This window comes from Nostoc sp. (assembly GCF_036918245.1).
Taxonomy (GTDB): Bacteria; Cyanobacteriota; Cyanobacteriia; order Cyanobacteriales; family Nostocaceae; genus Nostoc.
Window position 1 is genome coordinate 1 of record NZ_JBALEF010000026.1, and the last position, 22,314, is coordinate 22,314.

The following is a 22,314-nucleotide window of genomic DNA, read 5'->3' on the forward strand; positions in this document are numbered from 1 at the left end:
CTCTTTTTATCCCATTCTTACGGATGTTTTTAGAGCCACAGTCAGGACAATTCATGTTTTAGCACCCTATGTTCATACCCTATTATGCAACGCCTTTTTGATTAACATGTCTGCTTAATTGCCCATAATAAAAAACCTCACCCCGCTTATAGCTAAAGCTCAAGGCTCCCCTCCTAGTAGAGGAGGGCAAGAGCCTGAAGGAGAGGTCGCACAGGAATCATCAATAAATTACCGGACATGATATCAGAGGCAAAAGAGAGCGATCCCAAATAAATACCTACAAATTCTCTATAGGTCTATCTATAGGCAGTTTAATTGATATTAACTTGATATTAAACTGATATTAAATTGATAAGTTTTATACTTTTTCAATAGCTGAGTTGCAGTAGTGGCAGATAGTTCCAGATACTGGGATCATTTATTTATCTTTTAGAGTTTTTTAGCTTGCTTTGGAATGTGAATATTCCTAAGACAGGTATGGTTGCAGTGAAAAAATTGGGTAGTGCCAAAATTAAACGCATTTGATTGTTGAAATATTTACATAGACAAGGACTTAAACCATGACAATGCAGAATATTGAAGTGAATACCACACCTACAATTGCACCCAAGCAGATCCCAACAGCAGCAGAGATTCAAGTATGGATAGTCTCTTATCTAGCTGACTTGCTAGAAGTCGATTCAGAGGAAATCGAAGTCACAATACCTTTTGACCGCTATGGTTTAGACTCTTCAGCAGCAGTTGGTTTGACAGGTGACCTTGAAGACTGGTTGGGATGTGAACTCGATCCAACCCTACTGTACGATTATCCGACTGTCGAGGCTCTAGTTCAGCATTTGAACTCGGAGTTAAAAGCTAAAAGTTAATCTCAATTCTCTTCATATTTCACGCCAGCATCAGTGAAAATTGTCACTACCATCTAACGACTATTTCAGGAGAAAATCATGGTAACTATAAACAAGACTCTTACTCCGTTAGAAGTGCAGGAGCCAAAGCATTTCCAACGCATTGAAAAAACTTACCAAAATAATCAAGACTCAGATTATACCGAGAAAATTAAAGAACTGGGTAATGAATTCAATTACGCCAAAAACAGCAATTATTATTGGAGTAAACCCGACCTTTCGCTTCTTTATGGAACTCCTCTTTACGATGCTGCTTCTGACACACAAAAACTAGCGCTTAACCATCTTTATTGGGTTGGCAATTATAACCATACTGCTGTTAGCGAAGCCAGTACAAGTATTTACAACATGGTCACGTCTGGTGTTTTTCGTGCTGTTGGTGGTTACGAAACACTTTGTGATGAACTGGACTTTGAAACCGATCAGGAAAGCTACCACATTCGTACCTTTCAAAAGATAGGTTACAAATCGAAAATGGCTATTGTCGGCAAAACCATATTAGGTAATTCCCTTTATGGCAAAACAGAAAAAGACAATAATAGTTGGCTTAATCTTTTGATCCCTCAACCTGTGCGGGAGTATTTCACCTCTACTCAAGGAAGTTCTCCCTTTTCGACACAGCGAGACAATACCTTAACTGCGATCGCTAAGACAATGTTGAGCGATAAAAAACAGTATTATTCTCAGTATTTGAGAGATTTAGAGGAAAAAGGCGAGCCTATTCCTGCACCAGCAGATGGATTAGCAGGGCGAATCGCACCCCGCTACTGGTTAAGGTTTTTTACTGTAAACTGGGGTATGTCGCCGTTTATGGCATGTCAGTACTATTCTTTGCGCTACACTGCTAATGCGATTCTCAAAAATCAAGAATATCCTTATGTGAGGTATTACCGAGAGTTAGAGCAAAAAGGCGAGTATATTCCCACCCCAACAGCTGTTTCTTATTACCACTTATTGGACGAGGCTTTTCATACCACGATCTCTCAAACGATTGCCAGAGATATGTATAAGGATTTCCCAAAGCCAACTGCTTACGAGAAATTTATATCTGGTTCGATAGTCTATCAGATCCAACGCAACCTTTTGAGCGGACTTTCTGGAGTTTTACCCGGTCGTTGTGTTTACGATGACCCCATGTTAATGCTGTTTTTCTATAAGCTTTTGAAGTCTCCTCTATTCAACATGGAAACCAAAGAAGCACTTAATTGGATGGAAAAATGCTTCTGCCAAGAACATGAAGGCTTCCAAACCGCGCTAAAATATCATCATAGTCTTTTGGAATTGATGCAGAGATTATTTAGTCGCCTAGACTATCAGTGGTCTGTCAACCGTAACATGGGGATCATGGCTGCTGGAGCCTCAGTTGACAAAGCAATTCAAAACAATATTCCGGTCTTTAAAGAGTTCTCCAAATCGGTTTTGGCTCAAGAGAGTTAAAGCAATTCATCAGGGACTTCCAAATAAAAAATATCCAAACAACTCTCTTCTTTATTCCTGTGTGTTCTCTGTGTTCTCGGCGTCTCTGCGGTTTGTTTATTTGGGTAATTTATTTCTTGGAAATCCCTAATTCGCAATTCGTAATTGAATTCTTAACTACGAATTAGTAATTAGTTAAAAAGAGGCATAATATTTTGATGGAAGCCATAGCAATTGTTGGCATTGGTTGCCGTTTTCCCAAAGCTAAAAATCCTGAGTCCTTTTGGCATCTCTTGCGTAATGGAGTAGATGCGATCGCCCAAGTACCAAAAGAACGATGGGATATAGACGCCTTTTATGAGTCTAAGCCAGCTACACCAGGGAAAATGAACTCCCGCTGCGCCGGTTTTCTAGATCAGGTAGATTTGTTTGATCCCAGCTTTTTCGGAATTTCTGCCCGCGAGGCAGAACACATGGACCCCCAACAAAGATTAGTGTTGGAGGTAGGTTGGGAAGCTTTAGAAAATACTGGACTTGTGCCAAAAACTCTATCGGGTAGCCAAACGGGGGTGTTCATTGGTGTTACCAACGCTGACTACCACAAAATTATCTATAAAGACTCTTCTCAGATCGGTGCATTTAGTGCCACCGGTACCACTCCTTGCATTGCCGCCAATCGTCTATCTTACTTGCTGAATCTGCGCGGCCCTAGTATGGCGATAGATACGGCTTGTTCTTCATCATTAGTAGCAATTCATTTAGCTTGCCAGAGTTTGCGAAACGGAGAGTCCAATCTCTGCCTAGCTGGAGGAGTTAACTTGATGTTAGCTCCAGAGCCTGCAATCTCTTGCTCCCAAGCTCAGATGATGGCTCCTGATGGTCGCTGTAAGACTTTTGATGCTAGTGCTGATGGTTATAGCAGAGGAGAAGGTTGCGGCATCATTGTGCTTAAGCGTTTAGAAGATGCCCTCCGTGATGGAGACAATGTTTTGGCACTGATTAGAGGCTCGGCAGTTAACCAAGATGGTACGAGTAATGGACTGACAGCCCCTAATGGCCCTTCCCAGCAAGCAGTTATTCGCCAAGCACTGGAACAGGCTGGAGTGGCTCCAGCGCAGATTAGCTATGTGGAAGCTCACGGCACTGGCACTTCTTTAGGAGACCCAATTGAGGTTAAATCCCTCAAAGGCGTATTAATGGAAGGTCGTTCCCCAGACCAACCCTGTTGGATTGGCTCAGTCAAGACCAACATTGGTCATTTAGAAGGTGCTGCTGGCATGGCTGGCTTGATCAAAGTGGTCTTACAAATGCAACAACGGGAAATTGCCCCCCATCTGCACCTTAAGCAGCTTAATCCTTATATTTCTCTGGAAGGCACACCTTTTGCCATTCCAGTTGAGCGCCAGCCTTGGTCTTACCCTGGAAGTCGCTTGGCAGGGGTCAGCGCTTTTAGCTTCGGTGGCACCAATTGCCACATAATTTTAGAAGAAGCCCCGCTCCCAACCCCAGTCACGAGTGAAGCCGAACGTCCCCAGCACATCCTGACCCTATCGGCGAAAACTGCTCCGGCTTTAGCGGAACTAGCACAACAGTATCAAGATTTCTTCGCGTCTCATCCAGAAGTATCGTTGGCGGATGTCTGCTTCAGTGGCAACACGGGGCGATCGCATTTTGAGCATCGTCTCGCTGTTGTTAGTGAATCTGCTGTACAAATGTGTCAGCAATTGAGTGCTTTTGGCGCTGGAGAAGATACTTCCGGTCTTAAGAGTGGGCAAGTAACGAAAAAGAAGTTGCCGAAGCTAGCATTTTTATTCACCGGTCAGGGATCGCAGTATGTCGGTATGGGTCGCCAACTCTACGATACCCAACCGATTTTTCGGCAAGCTATTGACAAATGCGCCCAAATTCTGCATCCATACCTTAACCAGCCTTTACTTGAGATTCTCTATCCTGAAGCGGGCAAATCTTCACCTTTAGATGAAACTGCCTACACTCAACCAGCCTTGTTTGCTCTGGAATATGCTCTGTTTCGATTATGGGAATCCTGGGGGATCAAGCCAGATGCAGTCATGGGGCATAGCGTCGGTGAATATGCGGCTGCTTGTGTCGCGGGGATATTTAGTTTAGAAGACGGTCTGAAGCTGATTGCCGAACGCGCTCGTCTAATGCAGGCGTTGCCCCAAGATGGTGAGATGGTGGTGGTGTTTGCGTCGGAAGCTTTAGTAACCTCAATTATTCAACCTTATCCCCAAGTGACGATTGCTGCCATTAATGGCCCTAACATAATAGTAATTTCTGGCGATCGCCACGTTATAGAAGTAATCACCAACATTCTGCGGACAGAAGGAATCACGACGAAAAAATTACAAGTTTCTCATGCTTTCCACTCTCCCTTAATGGAACCAATGCTAGGTGAGTTTGAGCAAATAGCCAAAAATATTACCTACTCTTCACCTAAAATTAGCCTAATTTCCAATCTCACTGGTCAACCAATTACAGATGAAATCGCTACTCCTGAGTATTGGTGCAATCATGTGCAGCAGCCAGTACGATTTGTAGACAGTATGGAGGCGCTGTATCAGAGAGGCTACAAGATATTTGTAGAGATCGGCCCCAAGCCTACACTAATGGGAATGGGTCGTCACTGTTTGCCAGAGGGAGAGGGAGTTTGGCTACCTAGCTTGCGTCCTGTGCGTGAAGATTGGCAACAACTTCTTGACAGTTTGGCGCTATTGTACCTCAGTGGCGCTTTCATAGACTGGAATGGCTTTGATAGAGACTATGCCCGTCGTCAAGTGGTGTTACCGAATTATCCATTTCAACGCCAGCGCTATTGGTTTGAAGCAGTTAATAATGGGCATTCAAAAATAGAGTTTTTATCCCCAGATCGTATCCAGACTCAAATCTTCAATCTCTTGCATCTAGGAGAGACTCAACAACTAGCCAAATACTTAGAAACTACGGCAGAATTCTCCCAAGAAGAGGTTAAAGTCCTGCCTAAACTGCTAGAAGTATTAGCCAAGCAACATCAACAACAACTAAGAGCAGCATCCTACAAAGATTGGCTTTACGAAGTCAGTTGGCAGCCCAAGCCGCGTCATTTGAGACAAATCAGCGCTCACGAACCTGGTAGCTGGATGATTTTGGCTGACAACTGGGGTGTTGGAGAAGCCCTAGCCCATCTTTTACAAGAGCGGGGTGAAAGTTGTTTTCTGGTTTATCCTGGAGACAGTTATCAAGCTAAACAGTCTGGAACTTGGAATGTTAATCCATCGAACCCAGGCGATTTTGAGCGGCTTTTCCAAGAAGTAGTAGAAATTAACAACTTACCGTTAAAAGGAGTTGTTCACCTGTGGAGTTTAGAAGCAGGATTGACTTCAGAATTAACCATCCCTTTGCTAGAAAAGATTCAGGTTCTTGGTTGTGCCAGTACCCTGCATCTAGTACAAGCTCTTGCCGATCGCTTCGCCTCGCCTCGTTTGTGGTTAGTAACCAGAGGAGCAGTACCAGCAGTCTCCTCATTGCAAGCACCAGCCCAGGCTTCTTTGTGGGGATTGGGTAAAGTTATTGCTTTAGAGCATCCCAAGTTGTGGGGAGGACTACTAGATTTAGCTCCCGATGCTCCCACAGATGAAGCAGTAAATCTGTTAGCAGAGATTTGGGATTCTCAAGGGGAAGACCAAATCACCTTCCGAGAAGGACAGCGTTATGTGGCTCGCCTCATCCGCAGCGAAGTTCCAGAGGCTCGATCAATGTCTCTACACTCAGATAGCACATATCTAATTACTGGAGGGTTGGGGGCGTTAGGGCTAAAAGTAGCCCAGTGGATGGTAGAGCAGGGGGCGCGGCATTTAATGCTGACCGGACGCAAAAAGGCATCTGCTGAAGTACTCCAAGCGATCGCTCAGATGGAAGACATGGGAGCTAAGGTAGCGATCACCCAAGCTAATGTAGCCCAATGGAGTGATATGGTCAGAGTATTCGAGGATATTAAGACCTCGATGCCGCCTCTGGGAGGAATTTTCCACGCTGTTGGTATGCTCCAGGATGGCATCCTCCTACAGCAGGACTGGAAGTCCTTCGAGCAAGTTATGGCAGCAAAGGTGAAAGGAACTTGGATTCTGCACACATTGAGTGAGCAGTTACAATTGGATTTCTTTGTAACATTTTCCTCTGCTGCCGCATTATTAGGTTCGCCAGGTCAAGGAAATTATGCAGCCGCTAATGCTTTCATGGATGCCTTAGCCGATTATCGTCGGGCGTCAGGACTGCCAGGATTGAGCATCAACTGGGGACTCTGGAAAGATGCTGGCATGGCTACAACTCTGGGAAACCACCACCAAGCAAGATTAGCTGCCCAAGGAATTGAGTCAATACCACTAGAGCAGGGATTGCAGATATTAGGAAATTTGCTAGGAAAGGATACAGCCCAAGTAGGAGTATTGCCAGTTAACTGGTCTAAGTTCTGCCAACAAATTCCTCAAGGTGTGGTTTTGCCATTTCTGGAATCTTTCATTGCAATAGATAACAAACCATCGTTGCAGCGAACAAAATTTTTACAACAGTTAGAGATAGCCCCTGTAAATGAGCGGCAAACTCTTTTAATTGCTCACATCCAAACTGAACTTGTTAAGCTTCTGGGGATTGATTCATCGGAATTAGAGCCGCAGCAAGGTTTTCTTGATCTCGGCATGGATTCTCTGATGGCGGTGGAGTTGAAGAACCGTTTGGAAAGTACTCTGAGTTGTTCTCTACCTGCAACTTTAGTTTTTGACTATCCCACAATAGAAGCGCTTGTCGATTATCTACTTAAAGAAGCGATCGCATCTTTAATTTCTGATGAATCTGCTGTGGAGTCACAAAAAACCAACCATCAGGAGCAAGTTGTAGCTGAGTCATATTTTGACGATTTATCAGACAGCGAAGCCGAAGCACTGCTACTTGGTAAATTAGAGAGCATGAGGTATTGAACAGATGAATTCAGAACAAGAAAAGACTGTATCACCCATCAAGCGGGCACTTCGGGCTATTGAAGACCTGCAAGCCAAAGTTGACCTGCTGGAGTACGCCAAACGAGAACCAATTGCCATCATTGGCATGGGTTGCCGATTTCCAGGTGCTGACAATCCAGAGGCATTCTGGCAACTGTTACGCAACGGAGTTGATGCCATTACTGAAGTTCCTGCTGATCGCTGGGATATTGAAAAATTCTATGATCCAGATCCTGATGCTCCTGGCAAAGTGTGTACCAGCAAAGGCGGTTTTTTGACTCAGGTAGATGGCTTTAACCCAGAATTTTTTGGGATTTCAGCTAGGGAAGCAGCAAGTATAGATCCTCAACAACGGCTTTTACTAGAGGTTGGTTGGGAGGCTTTAGAAAATGCCACTCAAGCACCAGAGCATTTGTATAACAGTTCTACAGGAGTGTTTATCGGCATTTACCTCAATGATTACAGCAAGGTAATGTCGTCAGTAGGAGACTCAACCCAAATCGACGCTTTTAGCGCGATCGGCAATTCCTTGAGCGTAGCGGCTGGGCGCTTGTCGTATATTTTAGGGCTAAAAGGCCCGAGTATGGCGATCGATACTTCTTGTTCTTCTTCATTAGTTTCAGTGCATTTGGCTTGTCAAAGTTTGCGGCTGGGAGAGTGTAATCTAGCCCTAGCTGGCGGAGTTGGCTTGAATCTCGTCCCAGACACTAGCATTGCTCTCTCCAAGTCGCACATGCTAAATCCTAACGGTTGTTGTCAAACCTTCGATGCTGCTGCTAATGGCTTTGTAAAAGGAGAAGGGTGTGGTGTCGTCGTCCTCAAGCGTCTCAAAGATGCTTTGGCTGACGGGGATAATATCTTAGCCTTGATTCGGGGTTCTGCGGTAAACCACAATGGTCGCAGTAGTAGCTTGATTGCTCCTAATGGGATGTCTCAACAAGCTACGATTCGCCAAGCCTTAGAAAATAGTGGCGTAGACTCAGCCCAGATTGACTATGTAGAGGTTCAGGGTACAGGGACATCAGTTGGAGAACCGATTGAGGTGGCAGCTTTGGGGGCAGTGTTTGGTAAGAATCGTCCTGAAGACAAACCTTTGGTTATTGGTTCAGTAAAAACCAACATTGGTCACTTAGAACCCGCTTCTGGGATCGCTAGTTTAATTAAAGTAGTGCTGGCTCTGCAACATGGAGAAATTCCACCCCACCTGCATTTTCAGCAGCCTAATCCTTACATTCAATGGGATGAATTCAGCCTAAAAGTTCCGACTGAGCGGATGCCCTGGACTGTAGGAGCAAAGCGCAGACTGGCGGGAGTGAATACCTTTGGCTTTAGCGGCACTAACGCTCACGTGATTCTAGAAGAGGCTCCGATTTCAGAAGTAGCGCCAAAGTCAATAGAACGCCCCCTACACCTACTGGCACTATCAGCGAAGACAGACGAAGCTCTGATCCAGTTAGCCGAACGTTACGAGAAACATTTGGCTGCTAACCCAGACTTAGCTTTAGGAGATATCTGCTTTAGTGCCAATACCGGGCGATCGCACTTTCAGCATCGGTTAAGTGTGATAGCATCTTCATCTACCGAACTTTATGAAAAGCTAGCCGCCTTCAGGGCTGGACAAGAAGTAGCAGGGTTATTTAAAGGAAAGGTCGCAGGTTCTCCTAAAATAGCATTCATTTTCACAAGCTTTAGCTCCAATTATCTAGGAATGGCGCGTAAACTCTACGAAACTCAACCTACCTTCCGTGCTACCCTCGACTATTGCGATCAAATCCTGCGTCCTTACTTAGAGCAACCATTACTAGAGATACTTTTCTCTCAATTTCCCCCTGCTCCCCCTGCTTCCCCTGCCCTCTTCTCCCTAGAGTATACGCTTTTCCAGTTATGGAAATCCTGGGGTATAGAACCCTCCACAGTTATGGGTGATGATATCGGAGAATATGTTGCTGCCTGTGTAGCTGGAGTTTTCAGCTTGGAAGATGGCTTAAAGTTAGTTGTCAAGTCCCAAGTGGAGGAGTTTAAGAAAATCGCTAGGGAAGTAACCTATTCCCAACCACAAATTCCCGTAGTTTCTCATCTAACTAGTGAAATAACTACTCCTGAGTATTGGTGTCAACAAATACGACAACCCGTAAATGCTGCCAGCGTAGATATTCTAGCTCAACAGGGGTACGAAATATTTCTAGAAATAGGTAGCGATCGCTTGTCTAAAACTGAAAAACTTTCGCTTCTTAGTCTGCATCCAGGAAAAGAAGATTGGCAACAGCTACTAGAAAGTTTAGGAGCTTTATATGTACATGGGGCAAAAGTAGACTGGTTAGCTTTTGATCTAGATTACTCGCGTCAACGTCTGCAATTACCAACCTATCCCTGGCAGCGAAAGCGTCACTGGTTTGGAGCTAATCGTAATGGGCAAGAGAAAGTTGAGAGCTTTTCCCCGAATAAATCTCTCAATAACGCAGATTTCAAACAATTAGTCAAGCAGTTAGAAATGACCGCAGAACTCTCACAAGCAGAATTGAATTTGCTGCCTAGACTGTTTGAGCTATTGGAGAAGCAACACCAGCAGACCGAAACTGAGGAGGAAACTAACATAACATTGCAGCAGCTAAGTCTCAAGTCTCTGACAGCAGAAGATATTCAAGCTTGGTTAGTTAACCAAATTGCCCAAGAACTGGGAGTCAAACCCGATGAAATCAATGTCCGCCTACCTTTTGACAGTTACGGTTTAGATTCCGTGCTAGCGATCGCCATTGCTAGTGCTGGAAAACAATTCCTCGGACTTGATATGTCTCCACTTCTATTAGTGCATTATCCCACTATAGAATCACTTTCACAGCACTTAGCCAAAGAAGTAGAAGCTTCTGAATCAGAAACCTTTGAAATTTAACACCAAAGCTGTTTAAGAAAAAATTACATAACAACAAAAATGGTGAATCTATGAACGTCTCAGAACTTTTGGAAAATCTTAATCATCAAGGTGTTCAGTTGTGGGCAGATAATGATAAACTCAAGATTAATTCTCCTAAAGGATTATTAACACCAGAAATCCGCACACAACTAGCAGAACGCAAAACAGAAATTCTCGCCTTTCTGCAAAAAAGCAGTGATGCCGTTAGTGATAGTTTTACAACTAAAGCTCAAGACCTGAGTTTGCAAACAATTGGGCGTTTGATTGGTGGTTATTGTCGGAAAATTACAGGTTTTATCCCTCCTGTCATCGATCCAAAAATGATGGCAAATAGGCTAAAAGTAACTTTTAGACCTTTACCTAATGGTTACAAAGAAGAAACAGTTTTACAGTTTAGGAAAGAGTTAGAACATAAACTACAAGAAAACGGAGTTCAGATTCTATCTTGGGAAGAAGCAACTAAAGAGTTTAACTACGAAATTACTATTCCTTTGGTTAATTGGAAAAGAAATATCACCACAAGGGTGGTTAAATCTGGTGTTAATGCTGTCGTAGATGTTGAGAAATATCCTTCTTTATTTGGTAAAGCGAAGATATTTGTAGCAGAATTGCTGTATCGATTATATTCTCGTTTTGTTTTCAACAATAGCCCGATATCTGCTTCTAAAATTATGCAATTTATCAGTTGGGCTGAAGAGAGTGTCCAACCGCTTGAAGACCCAACAAATACGCAAGCGATCGTTTTAACAAAACTCAATCCAAAGCTAATCGATCCAAAAATTCCTTACCAGCAAAAGATTCCAATTGGTGTAAATACCCTAATTAAGAACTTTTCGGAAATTGTTATTGGGGTTGATAATACCAATATCTCTATCTTAAACATGAATCTTTCAGACTCGGTATTTTCTACAAAGTTGCTTGATGAGTTTGTTTCTAAATCTTTAATTCCTAAAATATTTGTCCCAATTCAACCATTACCTTTAAGTCGATTTGAAATTGGTGAATATGACTCAAAAACATCTGTCTATGCAGGCCAATTAGTAAAATTAGGTAATGAGTTAGCATCAACAGACTTACTACCTTCTGGTTTTAAAATTAACGATGTGATGAAAAGAAAGTCCCACCGAGATATTGTGGACTGGATGATAAATGGCAGAACAGGAGTTTCTTACGGTTTTGTTGCTTATGCCGAACAACCACAATATATCGGGGCTGTAGAAATATCTGAGAGGGAGTGGGACAGCTTATCAACAATCCCAGGATTCAGCGGTGATGAACTGCGTCAAAATGAAATCGGTAGAAGGTATATCAAAACCAAGATTGCCCAAAAAGACCTATTTAAACAGATACCAGACATCTGGCTTGCCAGTGCTCGTTCCGGCTCAAATAAAACAAACCTGAATTTAGAAACAGACGTATTTAGGGTTGGATTACAAGACAGGTTATTACTCCAGTTGCCAAAAGGTCTTAATTCTGTAGTAGGCGATATCAAACCTTCTTACGATATCTATGTCATGGTGGCGATCGCACTGGCTGCTGCTTTATACGCACCAAAGTTAATTGAAAATGGGATGCCAATGGTTCATTTCCACGGATATCCTTCAAAAGAGTGGTTGCAACCCCATGAATACTGCACTGGAGTTCAAAATCCCTCAGTTCCTTGTGGAACTTATGAATCAGGAGTTTTTAATTTCTTAGGTATATACAATCTAGTGAATAAATATGGCAGCAATATTGCCTTAGCAAGTCTGATAGAACCAGATCATGGCACAAATATCATCGCCTCTGACTGGAAATATTTACTTGCCAGAATCAAAACTGGAGTTGAACAGGAACAAATTGAACTCGGTGGTAAGCATTTTCCTTCTCTCAAAGAGAGCGTTGCCACTTGTTGAACTAGTGGTCTGTCAAGCTAACTTTGTGGGGTTAAATAACGTAGACGCAAAGCGGCTTCCCGCAGGGTACCACAGAGTCACAGAGAACACAGAGAAAAAGAGAGAAAGATTCTAAAACTTGGTTTACTTAAGCATTGTTGACTTGGTGGACTACTAGGTTGGTACTGAATGAAAGAGGATGTTAAGCAATCATGTCAATTATTGCAGGTCAGACAGTACTTTTGACAGGAGCTTCACGCGGCATAGGAGTTTTTATTGCTCGTGCTTTGGCAAAAGAAAAGGCAACTATAGTTGGTGTCTCGAGATCGCAAGAGGCACTAGACCAAGTATCTGCCGAAGTCAAAGCTTTAGGAGGTCGCTGGTTAGATATTAGATATGACCTCAGTAAGCTAAAGGATCTGCCAAACCTCGTTCAGCAAATTAATCAGGTTGCAGGGCCAATTGACATTTTGATTAACAACGCAGGTATAGAAATATATAGGCAATTTCAAGATTATTCTACTGCCGAGTTGCAGTTAATATTAACAATTAACTTGCTATCGGCGATGGAATTAAGTCGTTTGGTACTACCAACAATGTTAGCCCATAGTAGGGGTCACATTGTTAATATTGCTTCTCTGGCTGGTAAAAAGGGAAACCCTTACAACAGTGTTTACTCTGCCAGCAAAGCTGGTTTGCTAATGTGGACTGATGCACTCAGGCAAGAGCTAGCTAGTACTGGCGTGGGAATTTCTGCAATCTGTCCGGGATATGTTTCTGGTGAAGGAATGATTGCTGATACTGGCGTACCGATACCAAAGTTAGCAGGCGCATCTACACCAGATGATGTAGCAAAAGCCGTCATCCGAGCTATTAAGCAGAATCAGGCAGAAGTAATTGTCAATCAAGATCCAATAACAGCAACTATATCAAAACTGCTGATGGGGCTGTGGCAAATTTTCCCCCAGTTTGGAGACACAGTTTACCAGTGGATGGAAGTAGGTAAGCTCAATCAACTCCGCATCGAGAATCAAAAGCCTCTTGCGTTGAAATTTAGTAGAAGTAAATCAATGGTAACAGTAACATCAGACAAAACCACTGAAAGATAATGTTGCCGAATTTAGATATGAAATTTAAAAAAGATTGTCACGAATCTGAAACAAACCAAATGGTAAAACCATGAAAAAAGTATATTTGATGATTTATGATTTAGGCGCAGGTCATCGCAGCACAGCCAATGCTCTGCAAAAAGTGATTGAGAAGCGGCAATTGCCTTGGGAAATACATATAGTCGATGCTTTCAAAGAAATCATTGGCACGACTGCTCCACATTACGTTTACAATCAGCTGATACTCAAAAAAGACTGGGCAAAAATTATTAATCACCCTTTCTTAGTTCCCTCATTCAAATTACAAATACGCCTTTCTCATTTTGCTTGGTTAAGACGTTTTAAAAGATACTGGCAGCAGCATCAGCCTGATATGGTGGTTTCATTACTGCCCTATATCAACGGACTGATTAATCAAAGCTTGCAAGCAGTATCGCCCAGTGTGCCTTTTACAACCGTAATGACCGATCATGCCGATTGTCCACCCCACTTCTGGATTGATCCACAAGCACAATTCTTAATTTGTCCTACTCAACGAGCAGTTGAACAAGCAAAAAACTTGGGTTATACGCAAGAGCGAATCTTCAGCACTTCCGGAGTGGTAATTCATCCTCGATTCTCTGAACCCGTAAATAGCGATCGCCGAATTGAAAGAGAACGCTTAGATCTAGATCCAGATTTACCTACAGGTTTAATCACTTTTGGTAGTCAAGGATCAAAAGCAATGCTAGAAATTGCCGATTCTCTAGATAAATCGTCACTAAATCTACAACTCATTTTTATCTGCGGACGCAATGAAGAAATAGCAAATACTTTGCGCCGTCAACAGAGTCGCTTACCAAGGTTCATTGAAACTTTTACTAGTGAAATTCCCTACTACATGCATCTGTCAGATTTCTTTATTGGGAAATCTGGTTCTGTAGGTGTCAGCGAAGCTGTGGCAATGAAATTGCCAGTAATTACAGATTGCAACGCCTTAAGTATGTTTCAAGAACGACCCTCGGCTGAGTGGATTGCGGAAAATGAGATTGGTATTGTAGTCCGCGATTTTCGGGATATTAACCAAGCTGTAGCAAAGCTAATCCAACCGGAAACTTTAACTCAGTACCGTGCCAACGTCGCTGCAATCGACAATCAAGGAGTATTTGAAGTTGTTGATATTTTGGAGCAAATGCTTGAAAGTTCCTTCTCAGTTGCGCCTTCTCCAACGGTTGAGATAAATAAGCAGTTATCCTCGACAGTTTGATGAATATAGCAATCCGAAAAAAATAACCTGAGTTAAATAATATGCTATTTGATTGGCTAATCGTAGGAGCCGGATACTCGGCCTGTGTAATGGCTGAACAGCTAGCAACTCAACTTGGACAGAGAGTACTGATTGTAGAGCAGCGAGATCACATCGGGGGTAATGCCTACGATTATTACAACGAGCATGGTCTTCTCGTTCATAAATATGGGCCTCACATTTTTCATACTAAGTCTAAAAAAGTATGGGATTATCTGTCTCAATTTACAGAATGGAGGCATTACTATCATCATGTGTTAGGAGTCTTGGAAGGTAAGAAAGTACCGATCCCTTTTAATCTCAATTCTCTCTATGCACTTTTTCCTGAGAAATATGCAGAGAAGCTGGAGAATTTACTTCTAGAAAACTTTGGTTTTGGAGTGAAAGTACCAATTTTAAAACTGCGGGAAAGTGCTAGTGGCGATCTCACATTTTTAGCTGATTACATTTATGAAAATGTTTTTTTGCATTACACAATCAAGCAATGGGGGATGAAACCAGAGGATCTGGATCGGGGGGTAACGGGACGTGTTCCAGTATATATCAGCCGGGATGACCGTTACTTTCAAGACCCCTATCAAGCTATGCCTAAGCTAGGCTATACAGAAATGTTCCGGCGAATGCTGGCTCATCCCAACATTAAGGTACTACTAAACGCAGATTACCGCGAGATTATCAAAGATGTTAAGTTTCATCGCCTACTTTGCACTGGGCCGATTGACACCTTTTTTGATTATATGTATGGGGAATTGCCCTATCGTAGTCTGCGCTTTCAATTCGAGACTTTGGATCAAGAGCAGTATCAAGAGGTGGGTACAGTTAACTACCCCAACGATTACGACATCACTCGCATCACTGAACAGAAGTATTTGTCAGGACAAACTTCTCCTAAAACTACCTTGGTGATGGAATATCCCCAGGCTTATGTACCAGGGAGAAATGACCCTTATTATCCTATTCTCAATGAACAGAGCCGCGATCGCCTCAGCTTATATCTTAAAGAGGTAGAGAAACTCAACGGTACAGTACTGTTTGCAGGGCGACTTGGAGATTACAAGTACTACGACATGGATCATGCAGTACTTCGGGCATTGGGTTTGTTTGAGAAAGAAATAGCGAATCGTATGTAGAAAGTCCCCTAAGTATGCGATCGCACTTGTGATGGATAAAAAACATAGAACTCTTTCCCTAAAGTTCTGACTAAAAAATTGTTAATATTTTCTCATAGAAGCATTATGGTGCAACAAAAACTCGTTAGTACAATCAAGCAACGCCTTGAATGTTCGATTTGCAATTATCGCGTCGATCCAAATGACAAATCTGCATTTTCTACGTTCCCATGCAGTATCAGAGCCTTTATAGGCGAAAAGTTTCAGGTTTGGCGATGTCCCGATTGCAAGACGATACATTGTTTAGATGTCGTAAATCTTGACCACTACTACGCACAATACCCGACTGCTAAGGCAATACTCACATGGTCATATCGGTTTCTCTATGGCAACCTGTGCCGCCAGTTGACAAAGCATGGGTTTTCCAAGACTGACTCGTTGGTCGATTATGGCTGTGGTGCTAACGGTCTGTTTGTACAATATCTGCAAGAACGTGGTTTTGCCAATTCCTATGGATATGACCCTTATGGGCCAGAGGACGGCTTTGGCGATCCAAAAACCCTCCAGCGTAAACCATTTGATTATATCTCCCTCCAAGATGTCATCGAACATGTTGAAGATCCTAATGATCTATTAACTAAGTTAAATAATATGCTGTCCCCTGGTGGTTACATTCTAATCAGTACACCTAACGCCGCTAATATCGACCTTAAGCGACCCGACTTACCCGATCACTTTAACTGTATGCATATCCCCTACCACCTTCATGTATACACGCGTGAAACCCTCGAATCCTTAGGGAGATATCAGGGATGGGAGCCTGTAGATTTCTTTGACCGAAAATATGACGATACACCCTGGTTCGGCTTCAACAATCGAGTTTATAACGTTTACATGAGCCTCTTTGACAACTCACCAGACGTTTTTGTTGAGCCGTTGAAACTAGGAAAAGCGTTGTCCTCTTATAAATTCCTCTTCTACGCTATTTTCGGTTATTGGCTCAGTTTCCATTCTGGGATGAGCATCATGTTTCGCAAAAGCATTTAATCCAACGATCGCTTTCCTTATGGAGTCGCTGGAAAACTCAGTTGAATAGAAATTCGCGCACTAGCATAACAAAAAAAGTTTTGTTTTTAAGAAATATTTTGTTTTTATGGAAACAATGCAATCACCTTCATATCCAAAAAAAAAGTTTTTGATCAATCTTGTCACCGGAAATAGTGGTGGAGGGCATATCGCTACATCTAATGCGATATCTTCAATTATTGAGCAACAACTCCCCTGTCAAACTAGTGTTACCGATGTGGACATATTAGCGCAGCGTTTAGCAGAAGGAAAACAGACACTAGATATCTATAGGTTATTCGGAACTAGTGGAGATCAAGTTCTCAACCAGATCATGCAAAGCGGCTGGACATGGATTCATCATCTGATGATGCCCTTTAATAAATTACTGATCAAACTAAATCACGATGCTGGTGTGAGGATATTTGAAGAACACTGGCGCGAACAACAGCCAGATATGGTAGTTTCTGTAGTGCCGTTGTTTAATAAAATGATATGGGAAAGTTTACAAAGAGCAAAACCAGATACACCTTTGCTGACAATTATCACAGATTTTGCTGATTTTCCGTCCGCTTATTGGATAGAACCGGAAACAGGAAGTTATATAGTCTGTGGCACTGAAAAAGCAGTGGAGCAAGCTCGTTCTTTGGGAGTTAAGGAGGAGCTGATCGTCAAAACTTCGGGACTAGTAATTAACCCTCGCTTTTATGAACCAATTGTGAGCGATCGCGCCCAGGAAAGGCAACGGTTGGGTTTAGATCCAGACTGTCTGACTGGACTTGTGTTATTCGGGGGTAATGGCTCCAAAGTCATGCTAGAAATTGCCAAGCGTCTGGAGCGTTTTCAACAAAAGCTACAACTCATCTTTATCTGCGGACGCAATGAAGAACTAGCTTTAGTTTTACGTGAGAGCCAAGGTCTTCAGAAGAGGTTTGTCACCACCTTTACCAAAGACATTCCTTACTATATGCATCTTTGTGATTTTCTGATTGGTAAACCAGGCCCTGGTAGCATCAGCGAGGCGTTAGTAATGAAGCTACCAGTGATTGTAGAACGCAGTGCTGCGACAGTGCCACAGGAACGATATAACACTGAGTGGATTCAACAGCAGCAAGTAGGTCTGGTTATCCGCAGTTTTCGGGATATTGATCGAGCCGTTGAGAAGTTTCTTCAGCCAGAAAATTTTGCCCGCTACCGTGAAAATGTAGCTGCTGTGAATAATAGAGCCGTGTTTGAAATTCCCGATATCTTACAGAAGATTCTCGCTACTAATAAAACAACAGTGGCAGAACCACTCCAGCAGAGGTAGTGAAAGCAATGAATCAAGATCGTATTAAAGCAGTTACGCTGGCGGCAATGTGTTTCGCCCTGTTCATGGCCAATCTCGATGACACTGTGATGAATGTGGCGCTTCCCCAGATTCAGATAAGTCTAAACTCTGGCGTGTCGGGATTACAGTGGATTCTCAACGTTTACACTTTGTCTGCGGCTAGTATAATGCTGCCAAGCGGAACATTAGGAGACATTTATGGACGTAAGCGAGTTTTCCTCACAGGGCTAGTCATCTTCACGATCGCTTCTTTAATTTGCGGTCTGGCTCCAAGTTTGAGTATCTTGATTACTGGGCGAACTCTGCAAGGATTTGGAGCTGCTGCCTTAGTGACTGGTTCTCTCTCAATTATTGCTGATACGTTTCCTGAACCGAAGGTAAAAGCTAAAGCTCTTGGTATTTGGGCTGCGGTGTCAGGACTCGCCCTCGTTGCTGGCCCTGTGTTAGGCGGACTACTAGTGGATACCTTGGGATGGCAGAGCGTGTTCTTTCTCAACTTACCATTGGGGGCGATCGCTTTTCAGGTGACTTCGCGTGTTGTTAAGGAAAGTAAAGATCCCAACAAACAACGTCTTGATCTGCCTGGTTTACTGCTCAGTGTAATCTTTCTGGCTTCACTTACCTATGCACTTACCCAAGGCAATGCTGGGCTGTGGCGATCGCCGTTGATTGTCTTGCTGCTGATAGTTGCTGGACTTAGCTTTCTGGCATTTTTATTTGTTGAGTCCCGCAGTAGCCACCCAATGCTACCATTAACCTTGTTTCACAATTCAACGTTTACTGTAGTTAATGTCGTTGAAATTTTAGTATTCTTCACTGTTATCAGCTTGCTTTTTATCTTCAGCCTGTTCTTCCAGCAAGTTCAGGGGTACTCGGCGGGGGCGGCGGGCTTGCGCTTCCTGCCAATGAATGGAGCTTTTGTAATTGCATCTATATGTTCTGGGTGGTTTGCTGCTCGCTTAGGGTGGCGCTTTACGATCGCAACAGGACTGATCCTAGCAAGCATAGCTACGTTTTCATTGATCCGAATCAATGCCGATACAGAGTATGGAACTATTTTATGGAGCCTGATTCTTTCAGGGTTCGGTAGCGGCTTGACACTCGCGCCCTTAGCAGCAGTAGGTCTGAGTTCTGTACCCTCCACAAAAGTGGGAATTGCCTCAGCAGTAATCAACACTAGTAATCGTATCGGCACTATTTTAGGAGTTGCTATACAAGGAACAATTCTCACACAACTACTAGCCTCAGATTTGGCGCGATCGCTCTTTGCTTGGGGTCTACCCTCAAACCTCCAAGATCGCCTCATCGTTGATGTTTTGCGTGGTGGATTTCAAGTCCCCAGTCACCTGCCAGCCAACATTTCTACCCAAGCTATGCATCAGGCGATTAGCAATGCATTTGTGTCGGGTCTACATGCAACTGTGCTTTTAGCTAGTATTGCCCTCGTAGGTGGAGCATTTTTGATTTTGGTGTTTGTTCAGCCAACTTTTAACCAAGTCACTAACAATTCTCCTCTTTATATTAAACACAAAAAGCAGGGGAAACGTATCTAAATTAGACTTTACAAAAAAGAGGTTTTATGTAATAACGCTAACAATTCTCCTCTTTATATTAAACAGAGGAAGCAGGGGAAACGTATCTAAATTAGACTTTACAAAAAAAAGGTTTTATGTAACAACGAAAAAATCAGGATTTATCGTTTGATTAATTTTCCAACGGTGAAAGTGATGTCTACGACGAACTTACAAAAAATAAATCCTTTACTATTTGGCCTAACTATTGGATAGTATTCTTTGGAGATATCCAAATATAACCACCAAAGCATCAACATCAGTTAACGGAAATTAGTCACAACTCCGAAACTGAATCTCGAAAAAATCTAAATTGTTTCTGAAATAAGGGATTTAAACAAAATGGCTGATGAAAAATTAGCAATCTCATTATTGACACCTGCCAGTGATCTAGTTATCGGAGGGGGTACAAATGATTCTGAAGCCCTTTTCGGTCGTGCCGGAAACGATACCATTTATCCTGACAATCCGATTGTAAGCGCCACTCAAGCAACAAATGTAGATTATTTATTCGGCGATCTATTTGACAACTCTCCTGAAGAGTATGAGATTATTCTGAATATTCAGAATGCTCAACAAGGTGGTGATCCTTTTCTTATCCTAGATAGAAATATCCCATCTGTAGGGGCAGACAGATTTGTTCTTGGTGATACAACTCAGCCGTACTATACTACCTCTAATCCAGATACCCTACTAACTACAGACTTCCTTGGTTTGAATGAGTTTGCTGTCATTTATGATTTCGGCGTAAATAATGATGTCATCCAGCTAAATGGTAAAGCGAAAGACTATCGAATCGTAAAAATTGATGGATTACAGGTTCAAGGAGTCGCACGACCTATTTCTGGAGAAGGTATATTTTCACTACAACAGGGAGCACCTGATCTTGTAGCTTTTGTAGTTGCAAAGCCTGAAGTCAATTTAGATTTGAAGTCAAATAATTTCCGATTTGTCGGTGAAAAACCACCAAAAAAACCAACAGAAAACAAGAAGATTCAGCAACTAGGGACTACCGGAAACGATCTCAGTCTTGCTACAAGTACAGATTCTGTTGGCAATGTTTATATATCAGGAACTACCACTGGGTCATTGTTTGGAAGCAATCAAGGTTTTACAGATGCTTGGATAGCGAAATATGACAGTAATGGCAATCAGTTGTGGGGTAGGCAGTTTGGCTCCTCTGGTGATGAGTCTAACTGGGCGAGCGTCACAGACAATAGCGGTAACACCTACCTAGCGGGTGGTACGTCGGGTAGCGTCTTTCCAGGCAACCAACCATCAGAAACTGATGTTTGGGTGGCAAAATATGACACCAATGGCAATCAGTTGTGGGGTAAGCAGTTTAGTGCTGGTGGTTTTTCTAGTGGAGCCTTTGCCCTTGATCTAGATCCAGCAGGCAATGTCTACTTATCAGGAATAGCAATTAAGGAGAATCAAAGAACAGACATTTTCAATTTTGCGGTTCAGGATGATTCCTGGGTGGCGAAGTTTGACACCAATGGTAACCAGCAGTGGGTTACCCCGATTAAAAATCCTTCAGCGAGTTTCCCTTTTGACATAACTCCGTTTTTTGACGAATGTTACGACCTTGCCGTCGATAAGGATGGCAACAGCTACGCTGTAGGCTGGACTCAGGGCTTAGTCACAGAGTCAGACCCATCGCGACAACTTTTGAAGTACGATGCCTGGGTGTCAAAGGTGAACACCGCAGGGGAGATACAGTGGGTTCAACAACTTGGAAGTACAAATCAGGGACTTGATTTTGCCTGGGGTGTTGATACTGACAGCAAAGGCAATATTTACGTTACAGGATGGACTACAGGGGATATTGGCACAAAGGTAGGAAAAAAGGGACTCGGGGGTCGCGATATTTGGATTAGCAAACTTCGTCCAGATGGCTCTCAAGTGTGGGCTAAACAGTTTGGTTCTCCAGATGATGATGGCATGTACCTATCAGACATGCACATCGATGACAAAGACAACATCTTTATCATCGGAGAATCTAACGGGAAGTTAGGAAAAGGTCAAAAAGATGAATCTTATAATGCCTGGGTGGCAAGGTTCGACACTGATGGCAACAACAAGTGGATTCAACAATTTGGAAGCAAAAAGAATCTTGACTATCCTATAGGTGTTACTACTGACGGAAAGGGTAGTCTCTTCGTTACTGGGGCTACTGATGGCTTATTAGGGAACAGTGGTGGCGTTAATACCTCAGCTGTGGACGGTTGGTTAGCTCAACTTGACATCAACAAAGGAAAACTGCAAAAATTTATCGGCAGTTCAAATGATGTCATCAGTATTGCTGATCCTGAATCAATTCCCACCATTGATATCACTAATGATTTAGTGACTAAGGAAAGGCTGCCTCAAGGCGATAACCGGATTAACCCTGCTGAGGGGATCAATCTTAACTTCACTCAAGGGATTAGTACTAACTCTGCTCAAGCAATCACTACTAGCAGCAGTGCATTCAACTATGGACAGATTGTTTCTAATCTTGGCAACATATTTGACCCTCAGTCTCAAAATTCTTTTCCTTCAACTTTGGCTCAGGCAGTTAATAATGGTAGTATAGTGATTTGAAATGATTTAACGGGACTTAAGAGGCTATTTATAATGATACCGTCTTTAGTACGCTGTTCTAAAGCAAAGCGTAAGGATTCAGGTCTAATATTTAGGAAGCAGTGATGGCCGAGACAGATAATTATTAGAATTAGCCAGCAGTGCTTGTGCAAAAAAGTCAAT

Annotated in this window: 12 protein-coding genes; all 12 read left to right on the forward strand. The window is 42.8% G+C overall.

The genetic code is table 11. The features are described 5' to 3' along the window. The first annotated feature begins 581 nt into the window (after positions 1-581). The 12 genes from V7L12_RS05780 to V7L12_RS05835 all read left to right on the forward strand — a co-directional run bounded on the left by V7L12_RS05780 (position 582) and on the right by V7L12_RS05835 (position 22,152). Positions 582-866, forward strand: a complete 285-nt coding sequence (locus tag V7L12_RS05780) for an acyl carrier protein (RefSeq protein WP_335082900.1) — start codon at positions 582-584, stop codon at positions 864-866. 78 nt (positions 867-944) lie between these two features. Further along, entirely contained in the window at positions 945-2,342 is a 1,398-nt protein-coding gene (locus V7L12_RS05785) for a hypothetical protein (protein ID WP_335082902.1), read from the forward strand. 197 nt (positions 2,343-2,539) lie between these two features. Beyond that, on the forward strand, positions 2,540-7,291 hold the full coding sequence (locus tag V7L12_RS05790) for a type I polyketide synthase (protein ID WP_335082904.1): 4,752 nt from the start codon (positions 2,540-2,542) through the stop codon (positions 7,289-7,291). Positions 7,292-7,295: 4 nt separating this feature from the next. Continuing rightward, positions 7,296-10,202: a type I polyketide synthase gene (locus V7L12_RS05795; RefSeq protein ID WP_335082906.1), complete on the forward strand. Its 2,907-nt coding sequence runs from the start codon at positions 7,296-7,298 to the stop codon at positions 10,200-10,202. A gap of 50 nt (positions 10,203-10,252) precedes the next feature. After that, entirely contained in the window at positions 10,253-12,118 is a 1,866-nt protein-coding gene (locus V7L12_RS05800) for a hypothetical protein (protein ID WP_335082908.1), read from the forward strand. A 191-nt stretch (positions 12,119-12,309) separates the two neighbouring features. After that, positions 12,310-13,206, forward strand: coding sequence for an SDR family NAD(P)-dependent oxidoreductase (locus V7L12_RS05805; protein WP_335082910.1), 897 nt, complete (start codon positions 12,310-12,312; stop codon positions 13,204-13,206). Between the two features lie 70 nt (positions 13,207-13,276). Continuing rightward, positions 13,277-14,452 carry an MGDG synthase family glycosyltransferase gene (locus tag V7L12_RS05810; RefSeq protein WP_335082912.1) on the forward strand — a complete coding sequence of 392 codons (1,176 nt, stop codon included), beginning with the start codon at positions 13,277-13,279 and terminating at the stop codon, positions 14,450-14,452. 41 nt (positions 14,453-14,493) lie between these two features. Next, complete coding sequence (gene glf, locus V7L12_RS05815) at positions 14,494-15,621, forward strand: UDP-galactopyranose mutase (protein ID WP_335082914.1); 1,128 nt, start codon at positions 14,494-14,496, stop codon at positions 15,619-15,621. A 105-nt stretch (positions 15,622-15,726) separates the two neighbouring features. Continuing rightward, positions 15,727-16,647 (forward strand): methyltransferase domain-containing protein, encoded by a 921-nt coding sequence (locus tag V7L12_RS05820; RefSeq protein WP_335082916.1) that lies wholly within the window; start codon positions 15,727-15,729, stop codon positions 16,645-16,647. Positions 16,648-16,753: 106 nt separating this feature from the next. Beyond that, entirely contained in the window at positions 16,754-17,974 is a 1,221-nt protein-coding gene (locus V7L12_RS05825; protein ID WP_335082918.1) for an MGDG synthase family glycosyltransferase, read from the forward strand. 8 nt (positions 17,975-17,982) lie between these two features. Then, positions 17,983-19,548, forward strand: coding sequence for an MFS transporter (locus tag V7L12_RS05830; RefSeq protein ID WP_335082920.1), 1,566 nt, complete (start codon positions 17,983-17,985; stop codon positions 19,546-19,548). 360 nt (positions 19,549-19,908) lie between these two features. Then, positions 19,909-22,152 (forward strand): SBBP repeat-containing protein, encoded by a 2,244-nt coding sequence (locus tag V7L12_RS05835; protein ID WP_335082922.1) that lies wholly within the window; start codon positions 19,909-19,911, stop codon positions 22,150-22,152. Positions 22,153-22,314 lie beyond the last annotated feature (162 nt).

Coding starts and splice junctions, on each gene's coding strand:
- V7L12_RS05785 (WP_335082902.1), top strand. CDS start 945: ATGGTAACTATAAACAAGACTCTTACTCCGTTAGAAGTGCAGGAGCCA.
- V7L12_RS05790 (WP_335082904.1), top strand. CDS start 2,540: ATGGAAGCCATAGCAATTGTTGGCATTGGTTGCCGTTTTCCCAAAGCT.
- V7L12_RS05795 (WP_335082906.1), top strand. CDS start 7,296: ATGAATTCAGAACAAGAAAAGACTGTATCACCCATCAAGCGGGCACTT.
- V7L12_RS05835 (WP_335082922.1), top strand. CDS start 19,909: ATGGCTGATGAAAAATTAGCAATCTCATTATTGACACCTGCCAGTGAT.
- V7L12_RS05805 (WP_335082910.1), top strand. CDS start 12,310: ATGTCAATTATTGCAGGTCAGACAGTACTTTTGACAGGAGCTTCACGC.
- V7L12_RS05830 (WP_335082920.1), top strand. CDS start 17,983: ATGAATCAAGATCGTATTAAAGCAGTTACGCTGGCGGCAATGTGTTTC.
- V7L12_RS05810 (WP_335082912.1), top strand. CDS start 13,277: ATGAAAAAAGTATATTTGATGATTTATGATTTAGGCGCAGGTCATCGC.
- glf (WP_335082914.1), top strand. CDS start 14,494: ATGCTATTTGATTGGCTAATCGTAGGAGCCGGATACTCGGCCTGTGTA.
- V7L12_RS05820 (WP_335082916.1), top strand. CDS start 15,727: ATGGTGCAACAAAAACTCGTTAGTACAATCAAGCAACGCCTTGAATGT.
- V7L12_RS05800 (WP_335082908.1), top strand. CDS start 10,253: ATGAACGTCTCAGAACTTTTGGAAAATCTTAATCATCAAGGTGTTCAG.
- V7L12_RS05825 (WP_335082918.1), top strand. CDS start 16,754: ATGGAAACAATGCAATCACCTTCATATCCAAAAAAAAAGTTTTTGATC.